General features: G+C 72.3%; 17 protein-coding genes. 10 read left to right on the forward strand and 7 right to left on the reverse strand.

Going from position 1 to position 20191, the window contains the following annotated elements; genetic code table 11:
• The first annotated feature begins 122 nt into the window (after positions 1 to 122).
• Together QQM67_RS23695 and QQM67_RS23700 are read left to right on the forward strand one after the other, a co-directional pair.
• Positions 123 to 506 carry a helix-turn-helix domain-containing protein gene (locus QQM67_RS23695; protein WP_169135730.1) on the forward strand — a complete coding sequence of 128 codons (384 nt, stop codon included), beginning with the start codon at positions 123 to 125 and terminating at the stop codon, positions 504 to 506.
• Between the two features lie 225 nt (positions 507 to 731).
• Positions 732 to 1013, forward strand: coding sequence for a hypothetical protein (locus QQM67_RS23700; protein WP_314176241.1), 282 nt, complete (start codon positions 732 to 734; stop codon positions 1011 to 1013).
• A gap of 111 nt (positions 1014 to 1124) precedes the next feature.
• Here the strand turns inward: QQM67_RS23700 and QQM67_RS23705 are convergent, their stop codons facing one another.
• Together QQM67_RS23705 and QQM67_RS23710 are read right to left on the reverse strand one after the other, a co-directional pair.
• On the reverse strand, positions 1125 to 1979 hold the full coding sequence (locus QQM67_RS23705; protein ID WP_314176243.1) for an Fpg/Nei family DNA glycosylase: 855 nt from the start codon (positions 1977 to 1979) through the stop codon (positions 1125 to 1127).
• Between the two features lie 148 nt (positions 1980 to 2127).
• Positions 2128 to 6903, reverse strand: coding sequence for an Lhr family helicase (locus QQM67_RS23710; RefSeq protein ID WP_314176245.1), 4776 nt, complete (start codon positions 6901 to 6903; stop codon positions 2128 to 2130).
• Positions 6904 to 6961: 58 nt separating this feature from the next.
• Here QQM67_RS23710 and QQM67_RS23715 point away from each other — a divergent pair, with 58 nt between their 5' ends.
• The 6 genes from QQM67_RS23715 (at position 6962) to recX (ending at position 11417) form a co-directional block, all read left to right on the forward strand.
• The gene (locus QQM67_RS23715) at positions 6962 to 7789 is read left to right on the forward strand and encodes an AraC family transcriptional regulator (protein WP_314176799.1); all 828 of its coding nucleotides are present in this window, start codon (positions 6962 to 6964) and stop codon (positions 7787 to 7789) included.
• A gap of 136 nt (positions 7790 to 7925) precedes the next feature.
• Entirely contained in the window at positions 7926 to 8693 is a 768-nt protein-coding gene (locus tag QQM67_RS23720) for an AzlC family ABC transporter permease (protein ID WP_314176247.1), read from the forward strand.
• Positions 8690 to 9004: an AzlD domain-containing protein gene (locus tag QQM67_RS23725; protein ID WP_314176249.1), complete on the forward strand. Its 315-nt coding sequence runs from the start codon at positions 8690 to 8692 to the stop codon at positions 9002 to 9004. The genes QQM67_RS23720 and QQM67_RS23725 overlap by 4 nt, the downstream gene beginning before the upstream one ends.
• Before the next feature lie 46 nt (positions 9005 to 9050).
• Positions 9051 to 9245, forward strand: a complete 195-nt coding sequence (locus tag QQM67_RS23730; RefSeq protein ID WP_314176250.1) for a DUF3046 domain-containing protein — start codon at positions 9051 to 9053, stop codon at positions 9243 to 9245.
• Between the two features lie 243 nt (positions 9246 to 9488).
• Positions 9489 to 10622, forward strand: a complete 1134-nt coding sequence (gene recA / locus QQM67_RS23735) for a recombinase RecA (protein ID WP_314176251.1) — start codon at positions 9489 to 9491, stop codon at positions 10620 to 10622.
• Between the two features lie 3 nt (positions 10623 to 10625).
• Positions 10626 to 11417 carry a recombination regulator RecX gene (gene recX, locus QQM67_RS23740; RefSeq protein ID WP_399067464.1) on the forward strand — a complete coding sequence of 264 codons (792 nt, stop codon included), beginning with the start codon at positions 10626 to 10628 and terminating at the stop codon, positions 11415 to 11417.
• A 185-nt stretch (positions 11418 to 11602) separates the two neighbouring features.
• Here the strand turns inward: recX and QQM67_RS23745 are convergent, their stop codons facing one another.
• The 5 genes from QQM67_RS23745 to QQM67_RS23765 all read right to left on the reverse strand — a co-directional run bounded on the left by QQM67_RS23745 (position 11603) and on the right by QQM67_RS23765 (position 17352).
• Complete coding sequence (locus tag QQM67_RS23745; RefSeq protein WP_314176254.1) at positions 11603 to 13435, reverse strand: FAD-dependent monooxygenase; 1833 nt, start codon at positions 13433 to 13435, stop codon at positions 11603 to 11605.
• A 209-nt stretch (positions 13436 to 13644) separates the two neighbouring features.
• A complete protein-coding gene (locus QQM67_RS23750; protein WP_314176255.1) occupies positions 13645 to 14517 on the reverse strand; it encodes an amino acid ABC transporter permease in 873 nt (290 codons plus the stop codon).
• Positions 14514 to 15161, reverse strand: a complete 648-nt coding sequence (locus QQM67_RS23755; RefSeq protein WP_314176257.1) for an amino acid ABC transporter permease — start codon at positions 15159 to 15161, stop codon at positions 14514 to 14516. The genes QQM67_RS23750 and QQM67_RS23755 overlap by 4 nt, the downstream gene beginning before the upstream one ends.
• Positions 15162 to 15295: 134 nt before the next feature.
• Entirely contained in the window at positions 15296 to 16219 is a 924-nt protein-coding gene (locus QQM67_RS23760; protein WP_314176259.1) for a glutamate ABC transporter substrate-binding protein, read from the reverse strand.
• A 356-nt stretch (positions 16220 to 16575) separates the two neighbouring features.
• Complete coding sequence (locus QQM67_RS23765) at positions 16576 to 17352, reverse strand: amino acid ABC transporter ATP-binding protein (RefSeq protein ID WP_314176260.1); 777 nt, start codon at positions 17350 to 17352, stop codon at positions 16576 to 16578.
• Positions 17353 to 17628: 276 nt separating this feature from the next.
• Between QQM67_RS23765 and QQM67_RS23770 the strand changes: the two genes are divergently transcribed.
• Positions 17629 to 18348, forward strand: a complete 720-nt coding sequence (locus QQM67_RS23770; protein ID WP_314176261.1) for a response regulator transcription factor — start codon at positions 17629 to 17631, stop codon at positions 18346 to 18348.
• A gap of 24 nt (positions 18349 to 18372) precedes the next feature.
• Positions 18373 to 19851, forward strand: coding sequence for a sensor histidine kinase (locus tag QQM67_RS23775; RefSeq protein ID WP_314176263.1), 1479 nt, complete (start codon positions 18373 to 18375; stop codon positions 19849 to 19851).
• Positions 19852 to 20191 lie beyond the last annotated feature (340 nt).

Here is a 20191-nt window from a genome sequence, read left to right on the forward strand (position 1 = left end):
GACATCGCTCCCCGCACGGGTGCAGCCCGAGGCGGTACGGTGGAGCCTGAAGGATTCACGCCCGATGGGGTGGTGGGTATCAAGCTGTGGAAGACGCCGCGCGTTGAGAGGGAGGAGCACCGATGATTCTGCTCCGTCGCCTGCTGGGTGACGTGCTGCGTCGGCAGCGCCAGCGCCAGGGTCGTACCCTGCGCGAAGTCTCTTCATCTGCCCGGGTTTCGCTCGGGTATCTCTCCGAGGTCGAGCGTGGCCAGAAGGAAGCTTCCTCGGAGTTGCTGTCCTCGATCTGCGACGCGTTGGATGTGCGGATGTCCGAGCTCATGCGGGAGGTCAGCGACGAGCTGGCGCTCGCGGAGCTGGCCGAGTCCGCTGCGAGCGAGACGGTGCCCGCGCCGATGCGGCGTACTGTTCTCAACCCCGTCTCCGTGACATCGGTCACAGGGGTTCCGGAAGAGCGCGTCACCATCAAGGCGCCCGCCGAGGCCGTCGACGTGGTCGCGGCCTGACACCCGTCCCGTACGGGCGGCGAGCAGCACGAGAGATTCGCCGAGAGGCCCTGCCGGTTCGTCCGGCGGGGCCTCTCGCTGTGTTCCGTGCGGGGCCTTTCCAGCCGGGCTCGTGGGGATTCCACGTTGCCGGGCGGGCGTCCCTCTGCGGTCGCGCGTTCGCAGAGGGTGCGCGAGCATGAGCGGTACGTGGCCAGACGTCCGTCGTGCCCGGGAGGTGCTCACATGACGGGGTGGATACGGCCGCTGCCTGTGCGCCGGGCGTTGGTCGCCGCCGGTGTGGCGGTCACCGTGTGGCTCGTATGGCGGCTCATATCCGGGGCGGCCCCTTCGGCGGCGGCGATGGCGGCGGTGCTCGGCTGGGGGCTGGGGCTCGTCCCCGTCCATGTGACGCTGGACGGTCCGCACGAGCGGGCCGGACGGCGCAGGATACGGCGGCCCGCGCAGTCGTACGAGATGGCGCGGGAGCGGCGAACGCGCGGGCGTGAAGGGCGAGTTCGGTGGTGAGGCGGTCCCCCGCGAGCCGTGAAAGGGCCGGCCGGGGTGAGAGTGCAGGGGCGGACGGGCAGCAGCGGGCGGTGAGCGGATGAGCTTGCGGGAGGTCAGGCGTGCGGCGGGTCAGCCGGGCGCGCTCCCGGTACGTGCGGGGCCCGGCGTCCGAGGGTGTGGGCCGGGCTGGCAGCGGGGGCAGTAGAAGGCGGTGCGGGGGCGCTCGGGCGGCCCGTGCGGGCCGGTGCGCACCGGGGTGCCGCAGCGGTGGCAGGGGCGGCGGGTGCGTCCGTACACCCACAGCGCGCGGTCGCGGTCGGCATGCGGCTGCGCCTGGGTCGTACGGCGGTCGAAGCGCTCCTTGTTGGCGTCGAGGAGGTTGCGCGCGGCGGCGAGCAGCTTGGCGAGGCGGGGCGGCGGAAGTTCGCCGACGGGGGTCCAGGGCGAAGTGCCCGCGAGGAAGCAGAGTTCGGCGGCGTAGACGTTGCCGACGCCCGCGAGATTGCGCTGATCCAGCAGCGCTTCGATCAGGGGGCGGGCCGGATCAGACACGAGGCGGCGCTGGGCCGCTTCCGCGTCCCAGTCGGGGCCGAGAAGGTCCGGGCCCAGATGGCCGAGGGCCGCCGACTCCTCGTCCGTGCGCAGGAGTTCGAGGAGGGGGAGGCGGTAGCCGGTGGCCGTGCCGCCCTCGCTCTCGAGGATCGCGCGGATCTGGTGCGACGGTCCGCCACCGCCGCGCGCGGGGCGCTCGGGGGTGCTGACGCGCCAGGCGCCCTCCATGCCGAGGTGCGAGTGGACGGTGACGCCGCCCTCGACCCGGATGAGGATGTGCTTTCCGCGGGAGACGGCCTCCAGGGCGCGGCGTCCCGTGAGGTCCGCCGTCGCGAGCTGGGGGACGCGGAAGTCGGTACGGGTGAGGGCGTGCCCGGCCAGCGCCTCCCGCAGGCGGCGGGCGGTGTACCAGACGGTGTCTCCTTCGGGCATGACTTCATCCTTGCAACCGCGGGGCGGGAACGGTGGGCGGTGAGCACAGGGCGCGGGGCGTGCCCGAGATGTCGCGCATGACCTCCTCCGCGGAGCCCGCGCCCCAACTGCCGGTGCCGCACCGGTCGTTGACCCGTCCGTTGTTCTGTTATCGGGCCCGCAGCCTCAGGCCGCGCGGTGTGGCGTGGAACCCGGCGCTCTCCAGAAGGCCGCCGAACGGCGAGGAGAGCGCGGGTGATCCGTTGACCCGCTCCACGGTGACCGTGCCGAGAGCGCCCTCCAGCGCCGCGCGTGCCAGCGCCTCCGCGGCCGTGACCGGTGCGGGTGCGCCGCCCGCCTCCATGAGGCCGCCGCCCGGCGCCGTGTCGGCCGCCCCGGATGTACCGGATGCGCTAGGCCAGACGAGCAGTGTCTTGCCGCCCCGCTCCATATAGAGCGTCAGCTCACCGTCGACCAGGACGACCACGGCGCCCGCCTTGCGGCCGGGCTTGTGTGTCGAGCCCTCCGGGGGATCGGGCCAGGGCAGGGCCGCGCCGTAGGCGTTCGCCGGGTCGGCGGCGGCCAGGACCACGGCGCGGAAGTGCTGCTCCCTCTCGCGGGCGGTGTGCACCGCACGCAGCCTGTCGATCGCGCCGTCCATCGCGAACTGCGCGGCGCCCAGGCCCTCCACGACATAGCCGCGCCGCGCCTGCCCGCTCTCCTCGAAGGCAGCCAGCACCCGGTACGCCGCGGAGAATCCGCCCTCCACGCCCTCCGCGGCCACCGCGCCCCGCGTGACGATGCCGTGCCGGTCGAGGAGCGTACGGGCCAGGGCGTGCGCCCGGTGCGTCGGGTCGGTCTCGACGGGAGGCAGCAGGGACCAGCGGCCCGCGACGGTCGGCGGGCCGTTGCGGGAGGCGGTGGGCCGGTTCGTGCCGCTGCGGGTGGCGGCGGCGGTCAGCGAGCCGTAACGCCCGCGAGGGACCGCGCGCTTGGCGCGATGTGCCGTCGCCCCCGCCGTACGGCCCGAGCCCAGGAGCGCCCGGAGCGGCGCCAGCGTGTCGTTCGAGACGCGGCCGGACCAGGCCAAGTCCCACAGGGCGTCGGCGAGTTGAGGGTCTGTGGCGTCCGGCTCGGCGGTGGCCCGCACTTGGTCGGCGATCTGACGGAAGAACAGGCCATAACCGGGAGCCAGGGCGTCCATGACGGCCTGGTGAAGCGGCGTCAGTTCAAGGGGCAGTGGCGGTGGCAGCAGCAGCCCCGCCGTGTCGGCCGGATACAGCGACAGCCAGCCGTCCTTGCCCGGCAGCGAGCCCGCGCCCGCCCAGAGCACCTCGCCGGAGGTGGTGAGCTCGTCGAGCATGCCAGGGCCGTAGCCGCGCACACGGCCCGGCAGGACCAGCTTCTCCAGTGCCGAGGCGGGCACCGGCGCACCCTGCAACTGCTCGACGGTGCGCATCAGTCCGTCGATGCCGCGCATGCTGCCGCCGCCCGGCGCGGACACGTGCTGCCACTGCGGCAGGAACGCCGCGAGCGCCGATGCCGGCACCGGCTCCAGCTCCTGGCGCAGCGCCGCCAGCGACCGGCGCCTCAGACGGCGCAGCACGGTGGCGTCGCACCACTCCTGGCCCACCCCCGCGGGATGGAACTCGCCCTGCACCAGACGCCCGCTCGCCGCGAGCCGCTGCAGCGCGCCCTCCGCCACGGCCGTGCCCAGCCCGAAGTGCGCGGCGGCGTCCGCGGAGACGAAGGGCCCGTGCGTACGGGCGTAACGGGCGAGGAGGTCTCCGAGCGGATCGGGCACCGGCTCCGTGAAGGCCTCCGGAACACCCACCGGAAGGGCGGCCCCCAGAGCGTCACGCAGCCGGCCCGCATCCTCCACGGCGGCGAAGTGCTGCTCCCCCGCGATGCGGACGCGGATCGCCCGGCGGGCCGATTCGAGATCCGCGGCCCACTGCGGATCCGCCCCGCGCTCCCGCAGCGCGGCCGTCGTCAGCGGGCCGAGCAGGCGGAGGAGGTCGGCCACGCCCTCGGCGTCCTTGACCCTGCGGTCCTCGCTGAGCCACTGAAGCTCGCGCTCCAGCTCCGACAGGACCTCCGCGTCGAGCAGTTCGCGCAGCTCCGCCTGGCCCAGGAGCTCCGCCAGCAGCCGGGAGTCCAGCGACAGCGCGGCCGCGCGGCGCTCCGCGAGCGGCGAGTCGCCCTCGTACAGATACTGCGCGACGTAGCCGAAGAGGAGCGAGCGGGCGAAGGGCGACGGGTCGGTGGTGGTGACCTCGACCACGCGCACCCGGCGCGCCTCGATGTCGCCCATCAGCTCCGAGAGGCCCGGGACGTCGAAGACGTCCTGGAGGCATTCGCGCACCGCCTCCAGCACGATCGGGAAGGAACCGAACTCCGAGGCGACCTGGAGCAGTTGAGCGGCGCGCTGCCGCTGCTGCCACAGCGGGGTGCGCTTGCCGGGGCTGCGGCGCGGCAGCAGCAGCGCACGGGCCGCGCACTCGCGGAAGCGCGCCGCGAAGAGCGCCGAGCCCCCGACCTGGTCGGTGACGATCTGCTCGACGTCGCCCGCGTCGAAGAGGACGTCGGAGACGCCGACCGGGGCCTGCCCGTCGTCGAACACCGTGCTGCCGCCGGACGGTTGACCCGCGGCGGCCTCCTCCAGCAGATCCAGGCCCATCACATCGGCGTCGGGCAGGCGGAGGACGAGACCGTCGTCGGCGTGCATGACCTGGGCGTCCATCCCGTACCGCTCGGTGAGGCGGGCACCGAGGGCCAGGGCCCACGGGGCGTGCACCTGCGCGCCGAACGGCGAGTGCACCACGATGCGCCAGTCGCCCAGCTCGTCGCGGAAGCGCTCGACGACGATCGTCCGGTCGTCGGGGACGTGGCCGCAGGCCTCGCGCTGCTCATCGAGGTACGTGAGCAGATTGCCGACCGCCAGGGCGTCGAGCCCCGCCGCGGACAGCCGCTCGCGCGCCGCCTCCGGAGCGAGCGAGCCGATCTCGCGGAGGAATCCGCCCAGCGCTCGGCCCAACTCCAGCGGGCGGCCCAGCTGATCGCCCTTCCAGAACGGCAGCCGGCCCGGCACGCCGGGAGCGGGAGTGACGAGCACCCGGTCGCGGGTGATGTCCTCGATCCGCCAGGACGTCGTGCCCAGGGTGAACACGTCGCCCACCCGGGACTCGTAGACCATCTCCTCGTCCAGCTCGCCGACCCGGCCGCCGCCCTTCTTCGGGTCGGCTCCCGCCAGGAAGACGCCGAACAGGCCGCGGTCGGGGATCGTGCCGCCGGAGGTCACGGCGAGACGCTGCGCGCCCGGACGGCCGCTGACGGTCTGGGCCACCCTGTCCCACACCAGCCGCGGGCGCAGCTCGGCGAAGGCGTCGGACGGATAGCGGCCCGCGAGCATGTCCAGCACCGCGTGGTACGCCGACTCGGGGAGCGAGGCGAACGGCGCCGCGCGGCGCACCAGAAGCAGCAGCTCCTCCACGTCCCACGTGTCCACGGAGACCATCGCCACGAGCTGCTGCGCCAGCACGTCCAGCGGGTTGGCCGGGACGCGCAGCGCCTCGATGGCGCCCTCGCGCATCCGCTCCGTGACGACCGCCGACTGCACTAGGTCTCCCCGGTACTTGGGGAAGACCACGCCCGCCGAGACGGCGCCGACCTGATGGCCCGCACGCCCGACCCGTTGCAGGCCCGACGCGACCGACGGCGGCGACTCGACCTGGACGACCAGATCCACCGCCCCCATGTCGATGCCCAGCTCCAGGCTGGAGGTGGCGACGACGGCGGGCAGCCGCCCCGACTTCAGCTCCTCCTCCACCTGGGCCCGCTGCTCCTTGGAGACCGAACCGTGGTGCGCGCGGGCCAGCAGCGGCGGTGCGCCCTTCGCCGCTCCCGCCTCGGCCATCACCTCCGCCGGCGAGTGGTGCTCGGGCAGGGGCTCGCCCGTGGCGCGCTCGTACGCGATCTCGTTGAGCCGGTTGCACAGACGCTCCGCGAGGCGGCGGGAGTTGGCGAAGACGATCGTGGAGCGGTGCGCCTGCACGAGATCGGCGATGCGCTCCTCGACGGACGGCCAGATCGAGGGCTTGCCGCCGCCGGCGGGCCCGCCGGCGCCCGGCCCCCCGCTCTCCGGGACGGGCGAGCCGCCCAGCTCGCCCATGTCCTCCACGGGTACCACGACCGACAGCTCGAACTCCTTGCCGGACGGCGGCTGGACGACCGTCGCCTTGCGCTGCGGCGAGAGGAAGCGCGCCACCTCGTCCACGGGCCGGACCGTCGCGGAGAGCCCGATGCGGCGCGCGGGGCGCTCCAGCAGCTCGTCCAACCGCTCCAGCGACAGCGCCAGATGGGCGCCGCGCTTGGTGCCGGCGACCGCGTGCACCTCGTCCACGATCACCGTCTCGACGCCGGACAGGGCGTCGCGCGCGGCGGAGGTGAGCATCAGGAACAGCGACTCGGGCGTGGTGATCATGATGTCCGGCGGGCGCCGGGCCAGTGAGCGCCGCTCCGAGGCCGGGGTGTCGCCGGAGCGGATGCCCACCCTGATCTCCGGCTCGGGCAGCCCCAGCCGCAGCGACTCCTGACGGATGCCGGTCAGCGGGCTGCGCAGATTGCGCTCCACGTCCACCGCGAGGGCCTTCAGCGGCGAGACGTACAGCACCCGGCAGCGCTTGACCGGGTCCGCCGGCGGAGGGGCCGACGCCAGCCTGTCGAGCGAGGCGAGGAAGGCCGCGAGCGTCTTGCCGGAGCCGGTGGGCGCCACCACCAGCGCGTCCGACTCCTCGGCCAGCGCGCGCCAGGCCCCGGCCTGCGCGGAGGTGGGCGCGCTGAACGCCCCCGTGAACCAGGCCCGGGTCGCGGGGGAGAAGACGTCGAGCGCCGAGGCCGGCGAGGGCGAGGAGGCCGACGAGGAGCCCGGCGAGGTCTGACCCATGTCGACCATCGTGCACCTCACCACTGACAACGCCGCAGTACGGCGCAGAATGGGGCCCATGGGAGCGGGTGAGAGCGCACGGCACTGGCGGCATCCGGGGCTGCCGGACGTCGATCTGCTGCACGCCCGCTATCTGCGCAAGACGTTCGCGCGGCACACGCACGACGCCTATGTCATCGGTGCCGTCTCCGAGGGCGTGGAGGCCTTCCAGCACCGCGGGGCCGAGCACCGTGCCGGGCCCGGAGCGGTCGCGCTGATCAACCCCGGAGTCCCGCACTCCGCCCGCGCGGGCGTGCCGGAGGGCTGGCGTTACGACGTGCTCTATCTGGAGCCCGGGCTCGTCGCCCGCATAGCCGCCGAGACCACCTCGCTCCGCGGCACGCCGGGCTTCGTCGCCACGAGCCCCGGGGACCCCGGGAGCGCCCGTCTGATCGCCCGCGTGCACCGCGCCGCGGAGGGCGGGCAGGCGCTGGCCGCGGACAGCCTGATGCGGATCGCGATCGCCCGGGTGCTGCGGCTGCACGGCGGCCCGCTTCCGTCCCGCCCCGTCGCGTCGGCGGGTGCCCGCACCGCCGAGCGCGCCCGTGCCGTCCTGGAGGAGCGCATGGCGGACCCTCCCACTCTGGAGGCGCTCGCGAGCGAGCTGGCCACCGGCACCTTCGCGCTGCTGCGGGCCTACCGCGAGCGGTACGGGATGCCGCCGCACGCCTGGCTGACCGACGCCCGGGTGCGCCGGGCACGGACGCTGCTGGACGCGGGAGTGCCGCCCGCCGAGACCGCCGCCGCCTTGGGCTTCACCGATCAGTCGCATCTCAGCAGGCACTTCGGACGCATCGTGGGCGTGCCGCCCGGCGCCTACCAGCGCGAGCGACTGCGGCCTGCTTGAACCACCGCGGCCGGTGCGGGAGTCGGCGGCGGCGTCGATGTCCGCGAACCCTGCCGCCGCGGGGGCTTGCACGCCTCGAATCCGCGCGCAAAAACGTACAAGACCGCCGGTGTCTCTCCCGGCTAGCGTGCGGCTCGTGCTCGAACAGAAAGACGACTCACAGTTTCCCGCCGGCCGCCCCTCCGATACGGAGCCCGAGGACGACCGCGCCGTCGTACGCGACGCGCTCGGCGTGGGCGTCGCCGTCGGGCTGTCCGGATTCGCCTTCGGGGTGACGGCGGCGGGCGCGGGCCTCAGCCTGCCCCAGACGTGTGCGCTCAGCCTCTTCGTCTTCACCGGCGCCTCGCAGTTCGCGCTCGTCGGGGCGCTCGCGGCGGGGGCGAATCCGCTGACGGCCGCGGCCGGAGCCTTCTTCCTCGGCGTGCGGAACGCCTTCTACGGTCTGCGGCTCGCCACGCTGCTGCGGCTGCCGCGCGCGCTGCGTCCGCTCGCCGCCCACATGGTCATCGACGAGACCGCCGCGGTCGCCCTCGCCCGGCGCACCCGCCGCGGCGCCCGGATCGGCTTCATCGTCACCGGCGTGAGCGTCTTCGTCCTGTGGAACCTCACCACGCTGCTCGGCGCGCTGGGGGCGGGGGCGCTGGGCGACACCGAGACGTGGGGACTGGACGCGGCGGGTCCCGCGGTCTTCCTCGCCCTGCTGGCGCCCATGCTCCGTACGGGAGTCGCGCGGGTCACCGCCGCCCTGGCCGTCGCTCTGGGACTCGGGCTGCTGCCCCTGCTGCCCGCCGGTGTGCCGGTGCTGCTGGCGGCGCTGGCGGCGCCCGCCGCGCTGCTGCTGGGCGGACGCCGCGGACGTACGGGACACAGGGCGGAACGGGAGCAGGGTGAGGAGCAGCGATGAGCGTATGGATCGCGATCGGTGCGACGGCGGTGGGCTGTTACGCCGCCAAGCTGCTGGGGCTGTCGGTGCCGGTGGGGATGCTCGAACGCCCCCTCGTCAAAAGGCTGGTGACGCTGCTTCCGGTCGCGCTGCTCGCCGCGCTGACGGCTCAGCAGACCTTCAGCGACGGCGGCGCGCTGGTGCTGGACGCCAAGGCGGCGGGGCTCGGGGCGGCGGCCGCGGCGCTGCTGCTGCGCGCGCCCTTCCTGCTGGTGATCGCGGTCGCGGTGCTGGTCACCGCGGCGGTACGGGCCCTGGGGTGGGCCTCGTGACGGCGGAGCGTGCGGCCGGGACGGGACGGGACTGGATACTGGTCCCATGCGGTTGACGGACTTCTGGCAGCGGATGGCGGACAACTTCGGCGAGAGCTACGCGGACTCCTTCGCCCGTGACCACGTGATGTCCGAACTCGGCGGCCGTACGGTCCGCGAGGCGCTGGACGCCGGCTGGGACGCGAAGGACGTCTGGCGCATCGTGTGCGCCGTCATGGATGTGCCCGCCGAGAAGCGCTGACGTCCGCTCCGAAGTTGGTCTGGGGCGGCCGAACTCGCCCTTTTGAACTGGGATTTCATGAGTTGTCCACAGAAATCCAGAGTGACTTGACGCAAAAATCGAACATCGATTCTTATAGAGGCCCTGGCGGGTTCTCCCGCTCCGGTCCGTCCGGCCGAGGGCAGGGAGCCGGGCCGATTGTCAGTGGCAGACGCTAGCGTCGTGGACGTGAAGCGATCGACTCAAGCAAACCGGGTGGCACCCATGGCAGAAACCGACCGCGAGAAGGCGCTCGAAACCGCCCTCGCGCAGATTGAACGGCAGTTCGGCAAGGGCGCCGTGATGCGCATGGGGGAGCGGCCGAACGAGCCGGTCGAGGTCATCCCCACCGGGTCCACCGCCCTCGATGTCGCGCTCGGCGCCGGCGGCCTCCCGCGCGGCCGCGTCGTCGAGGTGTACGGGCCGGAGTCCTCCGGCAAGACGACCCTGACTCTGCACGCGGTGGCCAACGCCCAGAAGGACGGCGGCACGGTCGCGTTCGTCGACGCGGAGCACGCGCTCGACCCGGAGTACGCGAAGAAGCTCGGCGTCGACACGGACGCGCTGATCCTCTCTCAGCCGGACAACGGCGAACAGGCCCTGGAAATCACGGACATGCTCATCCGCTCCGGCGCGCTCGACCTGATCGTCATCGACTCCGTGGCCGCGCTCGTGCCGCGCGCGGAGATCGAGGGCGAGATGGGCGACTCGCACGTGGGCCTCCAGGCGCGGCTGATGAGCCAGGCGCTGCGGAAGATCACCGGCGCGCTCAACCACTCGAAGACCACGGCGATCTTCATCAACCAGCTCCGCGAGAAGGTCGGCGTCATGTTCGGGTCGCCCGAGACCACGACGGGCGGTCGCGCGCTGAAGTTCTACGCCTCCGTCCGGCTCGACATCCGCCGGATCGAGACGCTCAAGGACGGCACCGAGGCGGTGGGCAACCGCACCCGCGTCAAGGTCGTCAAGAACAAGGTCGCTCCGCCGTTCAAGCAGGCCGAGTTCGACATCCTCTACGGGCAGGGCATCAGCCGCGAGGGCGGGCTGATCGACATGGGCGTGGAGAACGGCTTCATCCGCAAGTCCGGCGCCTGGTACACGTACGAGGGCGACCAGCTGGGCCAGGGCAAGGAGAACGCCCGCAACTTCCTGCGTGACAACCCCGATCTGGCCAACGAGATCGAGAAGAAGATCAAGGAGAAGCTGGGCATCGGGGTGGCGCCGGAGGAGCCGGGCGGCGAGCCCGGTGCCGACGCCGCCGGTGCGGGCGGGCCCACTGTCGGCGGTCCCACCACCGCGGCGAAGGCGGCTCCGGCGTCGAAGGCCAAGACTCCCAAGTCGGCCGACGCGAAGAGCTGATCCGTGACACGGCGCACTCCATGGCCGGTCCAGGAAGACAGCGGTGGCCCCACATCGTCGAGGGCCGAGGTGGGGCCACCGCGTACAACACGCGCGGCACGTACGTCACGCAGGCGCGGGTCAGGTGGCCCGGCCGCGGCTGACGGGGCATTGCCGGGCGAGGCCGAAGAAGAGGACGACTACTCCGGACCTCATGACGGGGCTGCCGATGGTGCGGAGACCGAGGGGGAAGCGGAGGCCGGCGGGGAGGGTGAGGAGTCGCCGGGCGTGGACCCGGAGAAGGCTCTTGTGGATCCGGCGGAGAAGGCGCGAGCCATCTGTCTGAGGCTCCTCACCGGTACGCCGCGGACGCGACGGCAGCTCGCCGACGCCCTGCGGAAGCGGGAGATCCCCCACGACGCCGCCGAGGAAGTGCTCTCGCGCTTCGAGGAGGTCGGGCTGATCGACGACGTCGCCTTCGCTGACGCCTGGGTCGAATCCCGGCATCACAGCCGCGGGCTGGCCCGCCGCGCGCTGGCCCGCGAACTGCGGACGAAGGGCGTCGACTCCCAGGTCGTCGAGGAGGCCGTCGGGCAGCTCGACGCGGAGCGCGAGGCGGAGACGGCTCGGGCCCTGGTGGAGGCGAAACTGCGCTCCACCAGAGGGCTCGACCGGGAGAAGCGCATACGGCGCCTCGCCGGGATGCTCGCCCGCAAGGGGTACGGGGAGGGGCTGGCGCTGCGCGTGGTGCGGCAGGCGCTGGAGGACGAGGGGGAGGACCCGGAGGCGCTGGACCGGTTTCTGCCCGAGGACTGAGCCGCCTGTCTCCTTCGACGGTCGTTGCGCGCGTGTCGGTCGCCCAACGCGGGGCGCTCGCCGGGCAGTTGTGGGTGGGCAGGCAGCGGGCAGGCAGTTGTGCGCGCGGGCGGCCGTGACGCGCCGGTCCGCGTTCGCCTGCTACCTGCTACCTGCTACCTGCGCTTGTGCTCGTTGGTTGCCGTCTACCGGCGGGCGCCGCGGGAGGGGGCCGGGCGGTGCTCGGGGAGGGTGCCGCCGCGAACGGCGTCGGCGCATGACCGCAGTGCGGCGGTTCGTGGCCCCGGCAGGGCCGCCACCAGATGGCCGTCGGGCCGTATCACCAGCACCGTGTGGGCCGCGGCCCCCGGGTACTGCTCCGTCACCAGCAGCTGGGCCTTCAGCGGCAACGCCTCCACGGCGGCGGCCAGTTCGGGCATCATCCCCGCCGAGAGCCAGTGCCGGCTGTCCCATACGGCCGTGCCGGGAGCGACGAGCAGCACCAGCAGTTCGCTGCCCGAGCCGCACAGCCGGCCGCGGAGCGATCCGCGCTCTCCGTTCAGCGCGATCACCGGCACATCGTCGACCGGTCCGCCGGGCGGCGTCTCCACCGGCACCGTGTCGACGGCGTTCCGCGCGGGTGTGAGCGGTGAGCGCCTGTAGGTGGCGGGCGCCCCCAGCAGCCCCCGGCCCAGGTGCCCGTCCGTCAGCAACTCCAGCGGTGTGCGGGCGCCGCCGCCCGGAAGCATCGACCGCAGACCGCCGCCCTCGCGGCGTACGAGCGGCAGGGCCTGGTCGACGGCGCGGAGCCGCGCGCCGACGGCACCGCGCCGCTCCGACTCGTAGCTGTCCAGGAGCACTTCGATCGCGTCCCGGTCGACGCGTGGCCCGCGCACGCCGTTCGCCTCGTGCCAGGCGAGGGCCAGCTTCCAGGCGAGGTTGGCCACGTCGCGCAGCCCTTCGTCCACCGACTGCACGCCGAGCGCGCCGACGAGATGGGCCGCGTCCCCCGCGAGGAACGTACGCCCCACGCGCCAGCGCCGCGCGAGCCGCTGATGCGAGGTGTACACACCGGTGTCGAGGAGTTCGTACGACGGCACGCCCCCGGTTCCGCTCCCCGCGCGATCGCGTCCGTCCCCGTGCCAGTGGCCGAGTGTGGCGTGGACGCGCTCCAGCAGGGCCTCGGGCGTGACGAGTTCGCCGCGCGGTGGGAGGAGCCAGTCGAGCCGCCACACGCCGTCCGGCAGCGGACGGGCCGTCACCTCCGTCTGCGGTCCGCCGCCGCCCGAGCGGCCCGCATAGCCGGCCACGCCGCCCAACTCGCGGTGCAGCAGCGCCTGTCCCTCCCACGGCAGCTCGGTGCGCAGCGCCGCGACCGCGTGCCGCTCGACGGCTGTGCGTCCCGCGAACCGCACTCCGAGGAGCTTCCGTACGGTCGAACGGGCGCCGTCGCAGCCCACCAGATAGCTGCCGCGCCACCACGTGCCGCCTCTGCCGGGTTTGCCGGCTCCGGCTCCCGCTTGGGCGCGGGCCACAGGGACTCTGCCGTCTTCGCCGCTCCCGTCGTCCCCGAAGCCGCCGTCCTCCCCGTCGCCCGCGGGGACGGCGGAGCCACGCGGCCGGGTGTGCGCGGTGACGCCGGCCGCGTCCTGCTCGATGATGTCGACGTGGCTGCGCGTGACGATCTGGGCGAGCCTCTCCCGCGCGAGCGCGGCACGCAGTCCTTGTTCCAGGGCGTGCTGCTCCACATGCAGTGGCGAGGTCTCGTCCGTCAACTCGACGTCCTGGACGAGCTGTCGGCGGCGCCGAGTGCTCCAGCGCGTCCACCGCGCGGCGGGAACGGCGGCGTGCGGAGCCGTCAACGCCGCGAGCCACGAGGCGGTGTCGGGCCGCAGCACACAGCTGCGGGCAGAGCGCACCGTCACCTCTCCGTCGCCGTTGTCCAGTACGAGCGAGGGCACGCCGGACTTCGCGAGCGCCAGTGACAGCGCGAGCCCGGCCGGCCCCGCGCCGACGACGACGACCTCGGACTCGCTCACGCGCAGGCCCCGATGAGGCGGTGGAGGGCATCGCGTACCGCCCGGCCCGCACAGCCGTCTGAGGAGGGGGAAGTGGGAACGGGTGGAGCACAGTGCGCGATCACGAAACGTATGCAACCCAGTGCCAGGTCACCCGTCAAGCTGAGGCGGGACGGCGGAAGCGGCGGCCCGGACAGATCATGACAAGTCCAGGCCGCCGCTTCGGAATCTCAGGTCGCCGGACCCGCGCCCCCGCCCATGTCCGGGGCCGCCGTCTGCGCCTCGGCCACCTTGATGCCTGTCTTGGCGCGGCGTCCGCGCCGCTCGATCCAGTTGGCCAGCGCGGAGAGCGCCAGGCACATGGCCACGTAGATGGCACCGAAGACCAGCACGACCGGGACGTACGGGTTCTCACCGTCGATGAGGATCGTGCTCGCCATCTGCCGCCCGGCGTAGAGCAGTTCCTCGTACGTGATGACGAACCCGAGCGAGGTGTCCTTGAGCGTGACGACGAGCTGGCTGACGATCGTCGGCAGCATCGACCGTACGGCCTGGGGGATGAGGACCGTCGTCATCACCTGTGTCTTGCTCATGCCCAGCGCGTACGCCGCCTCGCTCTGGCCCCTGGGCACGGCGAGGATGCCCGCGCGCAGCACCTCGGCCTGCACGGCGCCGTTGTAGAGCGTCAGGCCGATGACCACCGCCCACAGGGGGTCGCTCGTGAAGAAGCCGACCCACAGCACGTAGATGGTGATCAGCAGCGGCACGGCGCGGAACAGCTCGATGACGCTCGTGGCGACCCAGCTGATCGCCCGGTGGTCGGAGAGCCGTGCGACCGCGAGCAGCGCCGCGAGGAGCAGCGACAGCACGCCCGCCATCACGAACGCCTGGAGCGTGCTGACGAGGCCGTCGGCGATCGAGTTGCGCACGCCCGCGTAGTTGAAGATGTCCCACATCGCCCCGTCCAGCTGGCCCTTGATCGCCAGCCGGTAGACGACGAAGGCGACCAGCGCGACAAGCACGGCGGAGCCGAGGACGGCGTAAGTGCGGTTGCGCGCACGGGCCTTGGGGCCCGGTGCGTCGAAGAGGACGGACGAGCTCATCGGGCGACCTCCAGCCTGCGCTCCAGCAACCGGAAGAGGCCGCTTATCAGGAAGACGAGAATGAGGTAGGCGAGGGCCACCCAGACGAAGATGACCATGACGTTGAAGCCCTTGTCGCTCAGCACCTTCTGGACGCCGAAGAGTTCGAAGTTGTTGAAGGCGCCGGCGATGGCGGAGTTCTTCGTGAGCGCGATCATTATGCTGCTCAGCGGGGGAAGCACCGTCCGGGTCGCCTGCGGCAGCACCACCATGCGGAGCGTCTGGACGAACGTCATGCCGAGGCTGCGGGCTGCCTCCGCCTGCCCGAGCGGCACCGTGCTTATGCCGGAGCGCACCGCTTCGCACACGAACGACGAGGTGTAGAAGCCGAGCGCCAGCACGCCAAGGATGTACGAGCTGATTCCAGGGAAGACGATCTGCGGCAGCACGAAGAACGCCACGAGGAACAGCAGCGTCAGCGGGGTGTTGCGCAGCAGCGTCACCCACGCGGTGCCGAACGCGCGCAGCGGCGGCACCGGCGAGACCCGGAAGCCGGCTATGAGCACGCCGAGCACCAGCGCGAGTGCGGCGCTGGCTGCGGTCAGGGACACGGTTCCTATGAATCCGTCACGGAACAGGTCCAGGTGGTCGAGCAGAACATTCATGGGGTCTCCGCGGGGCGGTCAGGGAATGCCGCGTCCCGTACGGCCGCCCGTGCGGACGGACGTACGGGACGCGGGTGGCGCGGGCCGGCGGCTCCGTCGGGCCCGCCGGCCGGTGCGCCGTCAGTCAGTCGCGCTCAGTCGCGCTCCAGGGCCGGCGGCTCCACGAACTTCGAGCCCGAGCGGCCCAGGGTCGCCTCGTAGGCCTTCTTGTAGCTGCCGTCCTTCTGGTGCGCCTCGACGGCGTCGAGCACGGCGTTCTGGAGCTCCTTGTCGCCCTTCTTCAGGCCGATGCCGTACGGCTCCTTGCTGAAGGTCTTGCCGATGACCTTCAGCTTGGTGGGACGCTCGGCGGCGTAGCCCTTGAGGATGGCGTCGTCGGTGGTCATCGCGTCGACCTGGCCGTCGAGGAGCTGCTTGACGCAGTCCGTGTACTTGCCGAACTCGACGGGCTCGGCACCGAACTTGGACTTGTTGTCCTTGAGGTTCTGGAGCGGCGTCGAGCCGGTCACGGAACAGACCTTCTTGCCCTTGATGCTGTCCGGGCCCTTGATCGACTTCTCGTCCTTGCGGACCAGCAGGTCCTGTCCGGCCATGTAGTACGGGCCGGCGAAGCTGACCTGCTTCTTCCGCTCGTCGTTGATGGTGTACGTGCCGACCATCAGGTCGACCTGGCCCTTGGAGATCGCCGTCTCGCGCACGGAGGAGTCGATCGTCTTGAACTGGATGTCCTTCTCCGGGTCGAAGCCGAGGTCGGCGGCGACCATCTTGGCGACCTCGATGTCGAAGCCCTCGTACTTCTTCGACGAGGGGTCCTGGAAGCCGAGGTAGGGCTGGTCCGACTTGGCGCCGATGATCAGCTTGCCGCGCTTCTGCGCCTTCTTCAGCACGGGGGAGTCGACCTTGACGTCCTTGGCGACCTCGTACTTCGGCAGCGCCTTGGTGTCGGTGTCGCCGCCCGGCTTGTCACCGGCGGGGCCTTCCTTGCCTCCGCAGGCGGTGGCGGACAGCGCGAGAGTGAGGACCACGGCCGCCGAGGCGGCGGTCTTGGGGAACTTCATGATGGGCATCCCTTGCTCGGTGTTCTGCGTGTCGGCGGTCGTTCGTCGCCGGTCGTGCGGGGCGCCGGTGCCGTGCGGGCGGCTGCCGCGGCGACGGCCCCCCGGCTGCCGGTGGGGTGGCAGCCGGACGGCCGGGAACCGGGGCGGCGGAGGAACCGGCGGTCGTTTCGGGTCGTACGGGTGTTTCGGGCGGTGCGGGCGTTACGGGGACTGGGACGGAACTCGGAACTGGCGGATCTGGCTTCGGGTCTGCTCGGACGGATCTGCTCGGATCTGCTGCGATCTGTGCGGACTCGGATCTGTTCGGAACTCCGCTCAGCGCCGCATGCGTGGGCGCATGCGGCGCGTGCGGCACATCAGTGGTGAAGGATCTTCGCGAGGAAGTCCTTCGCCCGGTCGCTGCGGGGGTTGTTGAAGAACTGGTCCGGCGTCGCCTCCTCGACGATCCGGCCGTCCGACATGAAGACGACCCGGTTCGCGGCCGAGCGCGCGAAGCCCATCTCGTGCGTGACGACGACCATCGTCATGCCCTCGTCGGCGAGCTGCTTCATCACCTCGAGGACCTCGTTGATCATCTCGGGGTCGAGGGCGGACGTCGGCTCGTCGAAGAGCATCACCTTGGGGTCCATGGCGAGCGCGCGGGCTATGGCCACCCGCTGCTGCTGCCCCCCGGAGAGCTGTGCCGGGTACTTGTCGGCCTGGTTGCCGACGCCGACGCGGTCGAGAAGCGCCCGTGCCTTCGTCTCGGCGGCCTGCTTCTCCGTGCGCCGGACCTTGGTCTGCCCGAGCATCACGTTCTCCAGCACCGTCTTGTGCGCGAAGAGGTTGAACGCCTGGAAGACCATGCCGACGTCGGCACGGAGCCTGGCCAGCGGCTTTCCCTCCTGCGGCAGCGGCTTTCCGTCTATGGAGATGCTGCCGGAGTCGACCGTCTCGAGGCGGTTGATGGTGCGGCACAGCGTGGACTTGCCCGACCCGGAGGGCCCGATGACGACGACGACCTCTCCGCGGGCGATGGTCAGATCGATGTCCTGGAGCACGTGCAGGGCACCGAAGTGCTTGTTGACGTTGTCCAAGACGACCAGATCGTCCGCGGCCGGCGCGGCGTCCTTGGTCACCGATACTTCGCTCATCGGCGTGTAGCTCCGTCCTCGTCGGTTGCGAGGACACTAATGAGCGACTGCCACCAGCGTCATTACATCTGAGGGGAAATTGAGCATAACGATCCCGTCGCGAACGACTCCCGCCCCCGCGGTGGCCTCGGAATCCGTAGTCTGTCGTACCGGCTGCATAACGGAAGCCCCGTGCGCCAGGGAGCCGCTTGACTCACCTGCGCCGATGCGGATGGATGCAGTGCCGTGGCGACGCCCGCCACGCACCCGGGACGGCATCGTGGAGGGAGGCCCGCTGTGAGGTTGCTGCTCGTCGAGGACGACAATCACGTGGCCGCCGCCCTCTCCGCCGTGCTGGCGCGGCACGGCTTCGACGTTGTGCACGCCCGCAGCGGCGAGGAGGCCCTGCGCGAGCTGCTGCCCTCCGACGACGTGGCCCCCTTCGGCGTCGTACTGCTCGACCTGGGGCTGCCGGACCAGGACGGCTTCGAGGTGTGCGGCCGCATCCGCAAGATCAGCTCCACCCCCGTGATCATGGTGACGGCGCGCGGCGGCGTGCGCTCCCGCATCCACGGGCTGAACCTCGGCGCCGACGACTACGTGGTCAAGCCGTACGACACCGGCGAACTGCTCGCCCGCATCCACGCGGTCAGCCGTCGCGCCGCCCCCGAGGAGAGCACCGATGCGGCGCGCGACGAGAGCGCCCCGGCGGAGAGCACGCTCCGGGTAGGGGTCGTCTCCATAGAGCTGCCCACGCGGCAGGTGTGCGTCGACGGCACGCCCGTGGCCCTGACGCGCAAGGAGTTCGACGTGCTGGCCCTGCTCGCGCAGCGCCCCGGCGTCGTCTTCCGGCGTGAGCAGATCATCAGCGAGGTCTGGCGCACCAGCTGGGAGGGGACGGGGCGGACGCTGGAGGTACATGTGGCGTCGCTGCGCTCCAAGCTGCGCCTGCCCGCACTGATCGAGACGGTACGGGGCGTGGGTTACCGCCTCGTCGAGCCGTCGCGGACGGCATAGGCGCAGGGGCTCGGGCCGGGGACCATGCACGCACGCCTGCTGCCACTGCTGATCGTTCTGCTCACCGGTGTCCTGCTCGCACTCGGATTCCCGCTCGCCACGAGCCAGGCCGCCGCCGAGCAGCAGCGCGTCGTCGTCGACCGCATCGACGACACGGCACGCTTCGCGGCCCTCGCCCAGTTCGTGGCCTCCTCGCCGGACGAGGGCGAGCGCCGCGCGATACTCCAGGACGAGCTGGACCGCTACCACTCGCTCTACGGCATCAAGGCCGGCGTCTTCCTGCGCGACGGCCGCGCCCTCGGCGTCTCACCCGGCGACTGGAAGGTGCCAGACAGCGGCCAGGGCGCCGACGCCTTCGCCGAGGCGCTCGCCGGGCGCCGCAGCCACGACCCGGAGCAGGTGTGGCCCTGGCAGGACGAGCACATAGCGGTCGCCTCGCCCGTGATCCGCGACGGCGACGTCGCGGGCGTCGTCCTCACCGATTCGCCCACGGGGCAGCTGCGCTCGCGCATCCTTCAGGGCTGGCTGCCGATCATCGCGGGCGAGGCCGCCGCGATGCTGCTCGCGGTGGGACTGGCGCTGAATCTGACGGGCTGGGTGCTCCGCCCCGTACGGACGCTGGACCGGGCCGCCCATGAGATCGCCGTCGGCCAGTTCAAGTCCCGCGTCGCCGCCTCGGGCGGCCCGCCGGAGCTGCGGCGGCTGGCCCGCTCCTTCAACGAGATGGCCGACAACGTCGAGGACGTGCTGGAGCAGCAGCGCGCGTTCGTCGCCGACGCCTCGCACCAGCTGCGCAACCCGCTCTCCGCGCTGCTGCTGCGGATCGAGCTGCTCGGCCTCGAACTCCCCGAAGGGGACGAGGAGTTCAAGTCCGTTCAGGCCGAGGGGAACCGCCTGGCACGGGTGCTGGACGATCTGCTCGCCCTGGCGCTCGCCGAGCACGCCGCCGCGGATCTCCGGCTGACGGACGTTGCGGAGGTGGCGGCGGAGCGCGTGGAGGCGTGGCGGCCGGTCGCCGAGATCAAGGGCGTCGTACTGGAGGCGGCGGGCCGCCAGGCTGTGACGGGGTGGGCCGATCCCGTCGCGCTCTCCAGCGCGCTGGACGCCGTGGTCGACAACGCGATCAAGTTCACGCCGGAGGGCGAGCGGGTCACGGTGAGCGTCTCCCAGGAGGACGGCAGCGTCACCGTGGAGGTCGCGGATCACGGGCCCGGCCTCAGCGAGGACGAGATGGAGCGGATCGGCGACCGCTTCTGGCGCAGCAACAGGCACCAGAACATCTCGGGCTCGGGGCTCGGCCTGTCGATCACCAGGGCGCTGCTCGCGTCGGGCGGCGCGACGCTCGCGTACGCGCACAACGAGCCGAAGGGGCTGCGCGTCCTGATCACCGTGCCGCGGGATTCGCCTGCGGGAAGCGAGGACGGCGGGGACGCCGACGGGCAGTCGGCGGCGACCGTCTCCCTGACGAAGCGCCCACGGGAGTCCGCGAACGCGGACTCGTGAGACGGCGCGGCGCTCCGAGACACCCTCCGAGAGCCCCGTTGTGTGGCGCCTCCCGCCCCAACCCGAGGCGCCACCCATACGGCACCCCGCCGGATACGCACCCCGGGCGCCGCCACCCTGACGGCACCGCGCGGATTCCGCTCCGCCGCAACTGGGGTTCCCGGGCGAGTCGTTCGGCCGGGTCGCCAGGCGCGGCAGGTGTCGCGCCCGGCGGTGGGCCCCCGTCCAGGCCGCCCCGTTGCGGCGGGACGCCGCCCGCCGCAAACGGTGCGCAACCCACCCGCGCGCGGGCCCGGCGGCACCGTCGGCCGTACCGGCGGCCGCGTGACGTCGGAACAGG

Source organism: Streptomyces winkii, assembly GCF_032248595.1.
Lineage (GTDB): Bacteria > Actinomycetota > Actinomycetes > Streptomycetales > Streptomycetaceae > Streptomyces > Streptomyces winkii.

Coding starts and splice junctions, on each gene's coding strand:
- QQM67_RS23695 (WP_169135730.1), top strand. CDS start 123: ATGATTCTGCTCCGTCGCCTGCTGGGTGACGTGCTGCGTCGGCAGCGC.
- QQM67_RS23700 (WP_314176241.1), top strand. CDS start 732: ATGACGGGGTGGATACGGCCGCTGCCTGTGCGCCGGGCGTTGGTCGCC.
- QQM67_RS23705 (WP_314176243.1), bottom strand. CDS start 1,979: ATGCCCGAAGGAGACACCGTCTGGTACACCGCCCGCCGCCTGCGGGAG.
- QQM67_RS23710 (WP_314176245.1), bottom strand. CDS start 6,903: ATGGGTCAGACCTCGCCGGGCTCCTCGTCGGCCTCCTCGCCCTCGCCG.
- QQM67_RS23715 (WP_314176799.1), top strand. CDS start 6,962: ATGGGAGCGGGTGAGAGCGCACGGCACTGGCGGCATCCGGGGCTGCCG.
- QQM67_RS23725 (WP_314176249.1), top strand. CDS start 8,690: ATGAGCGTATGGATCGCGATCGGTGCGACGGCGGTGGGCTGTTACGCC.
- QQM67_RS23730 (WP_314176250.1), top strand. CDS start 9,051: ATGCGGTTGACGGACTTCTGGCAGCGGATGGCGGACAACTTCGGCGAG.
- recA (WP_314176251.1), top strand. CDS start 9,489: ATGGCAGAAACCGACCGCGAGAAGGCGCTCGAAACCGCCCTCGCGCAG.
- QQM67_RS23750 (WP_314176255.1), bottom strand. CDS start 14,517: ATGAGCTCGTCCGTCCTCTTCGACGCACCGGGCCCCAAGGCCCGTGCG.
- QQM67_RS23755 (WP_314176257.1), bottom strand. CDS start 15,161: ATGAATGTTCTGCTCGACCACCTGGACCTGTTCCGTGACGGATTCATA.
- QQM67_RS23760 (WP_314176259.1), bottom strand. CDS start 16,219: ATGAAGTTCCCCAAGACCGCCGCCTCGGCGGCCGTGGTCCTCACTCTC.
- QQM67_RS23765 (WP_314176260.1), bottom strand. CDS start 17,352: ATGAGCGAAGTATCGGTGACCAAGGACGCCGCGCCGGCCGCGGACGAT.
- QQM67_RS23775 (WP_314176263.1), top strand. CDS start 18,373: ATGCACGCACGCCTGCTGCCACTGCTGATCGTTCTGCTCACCGGTGTC.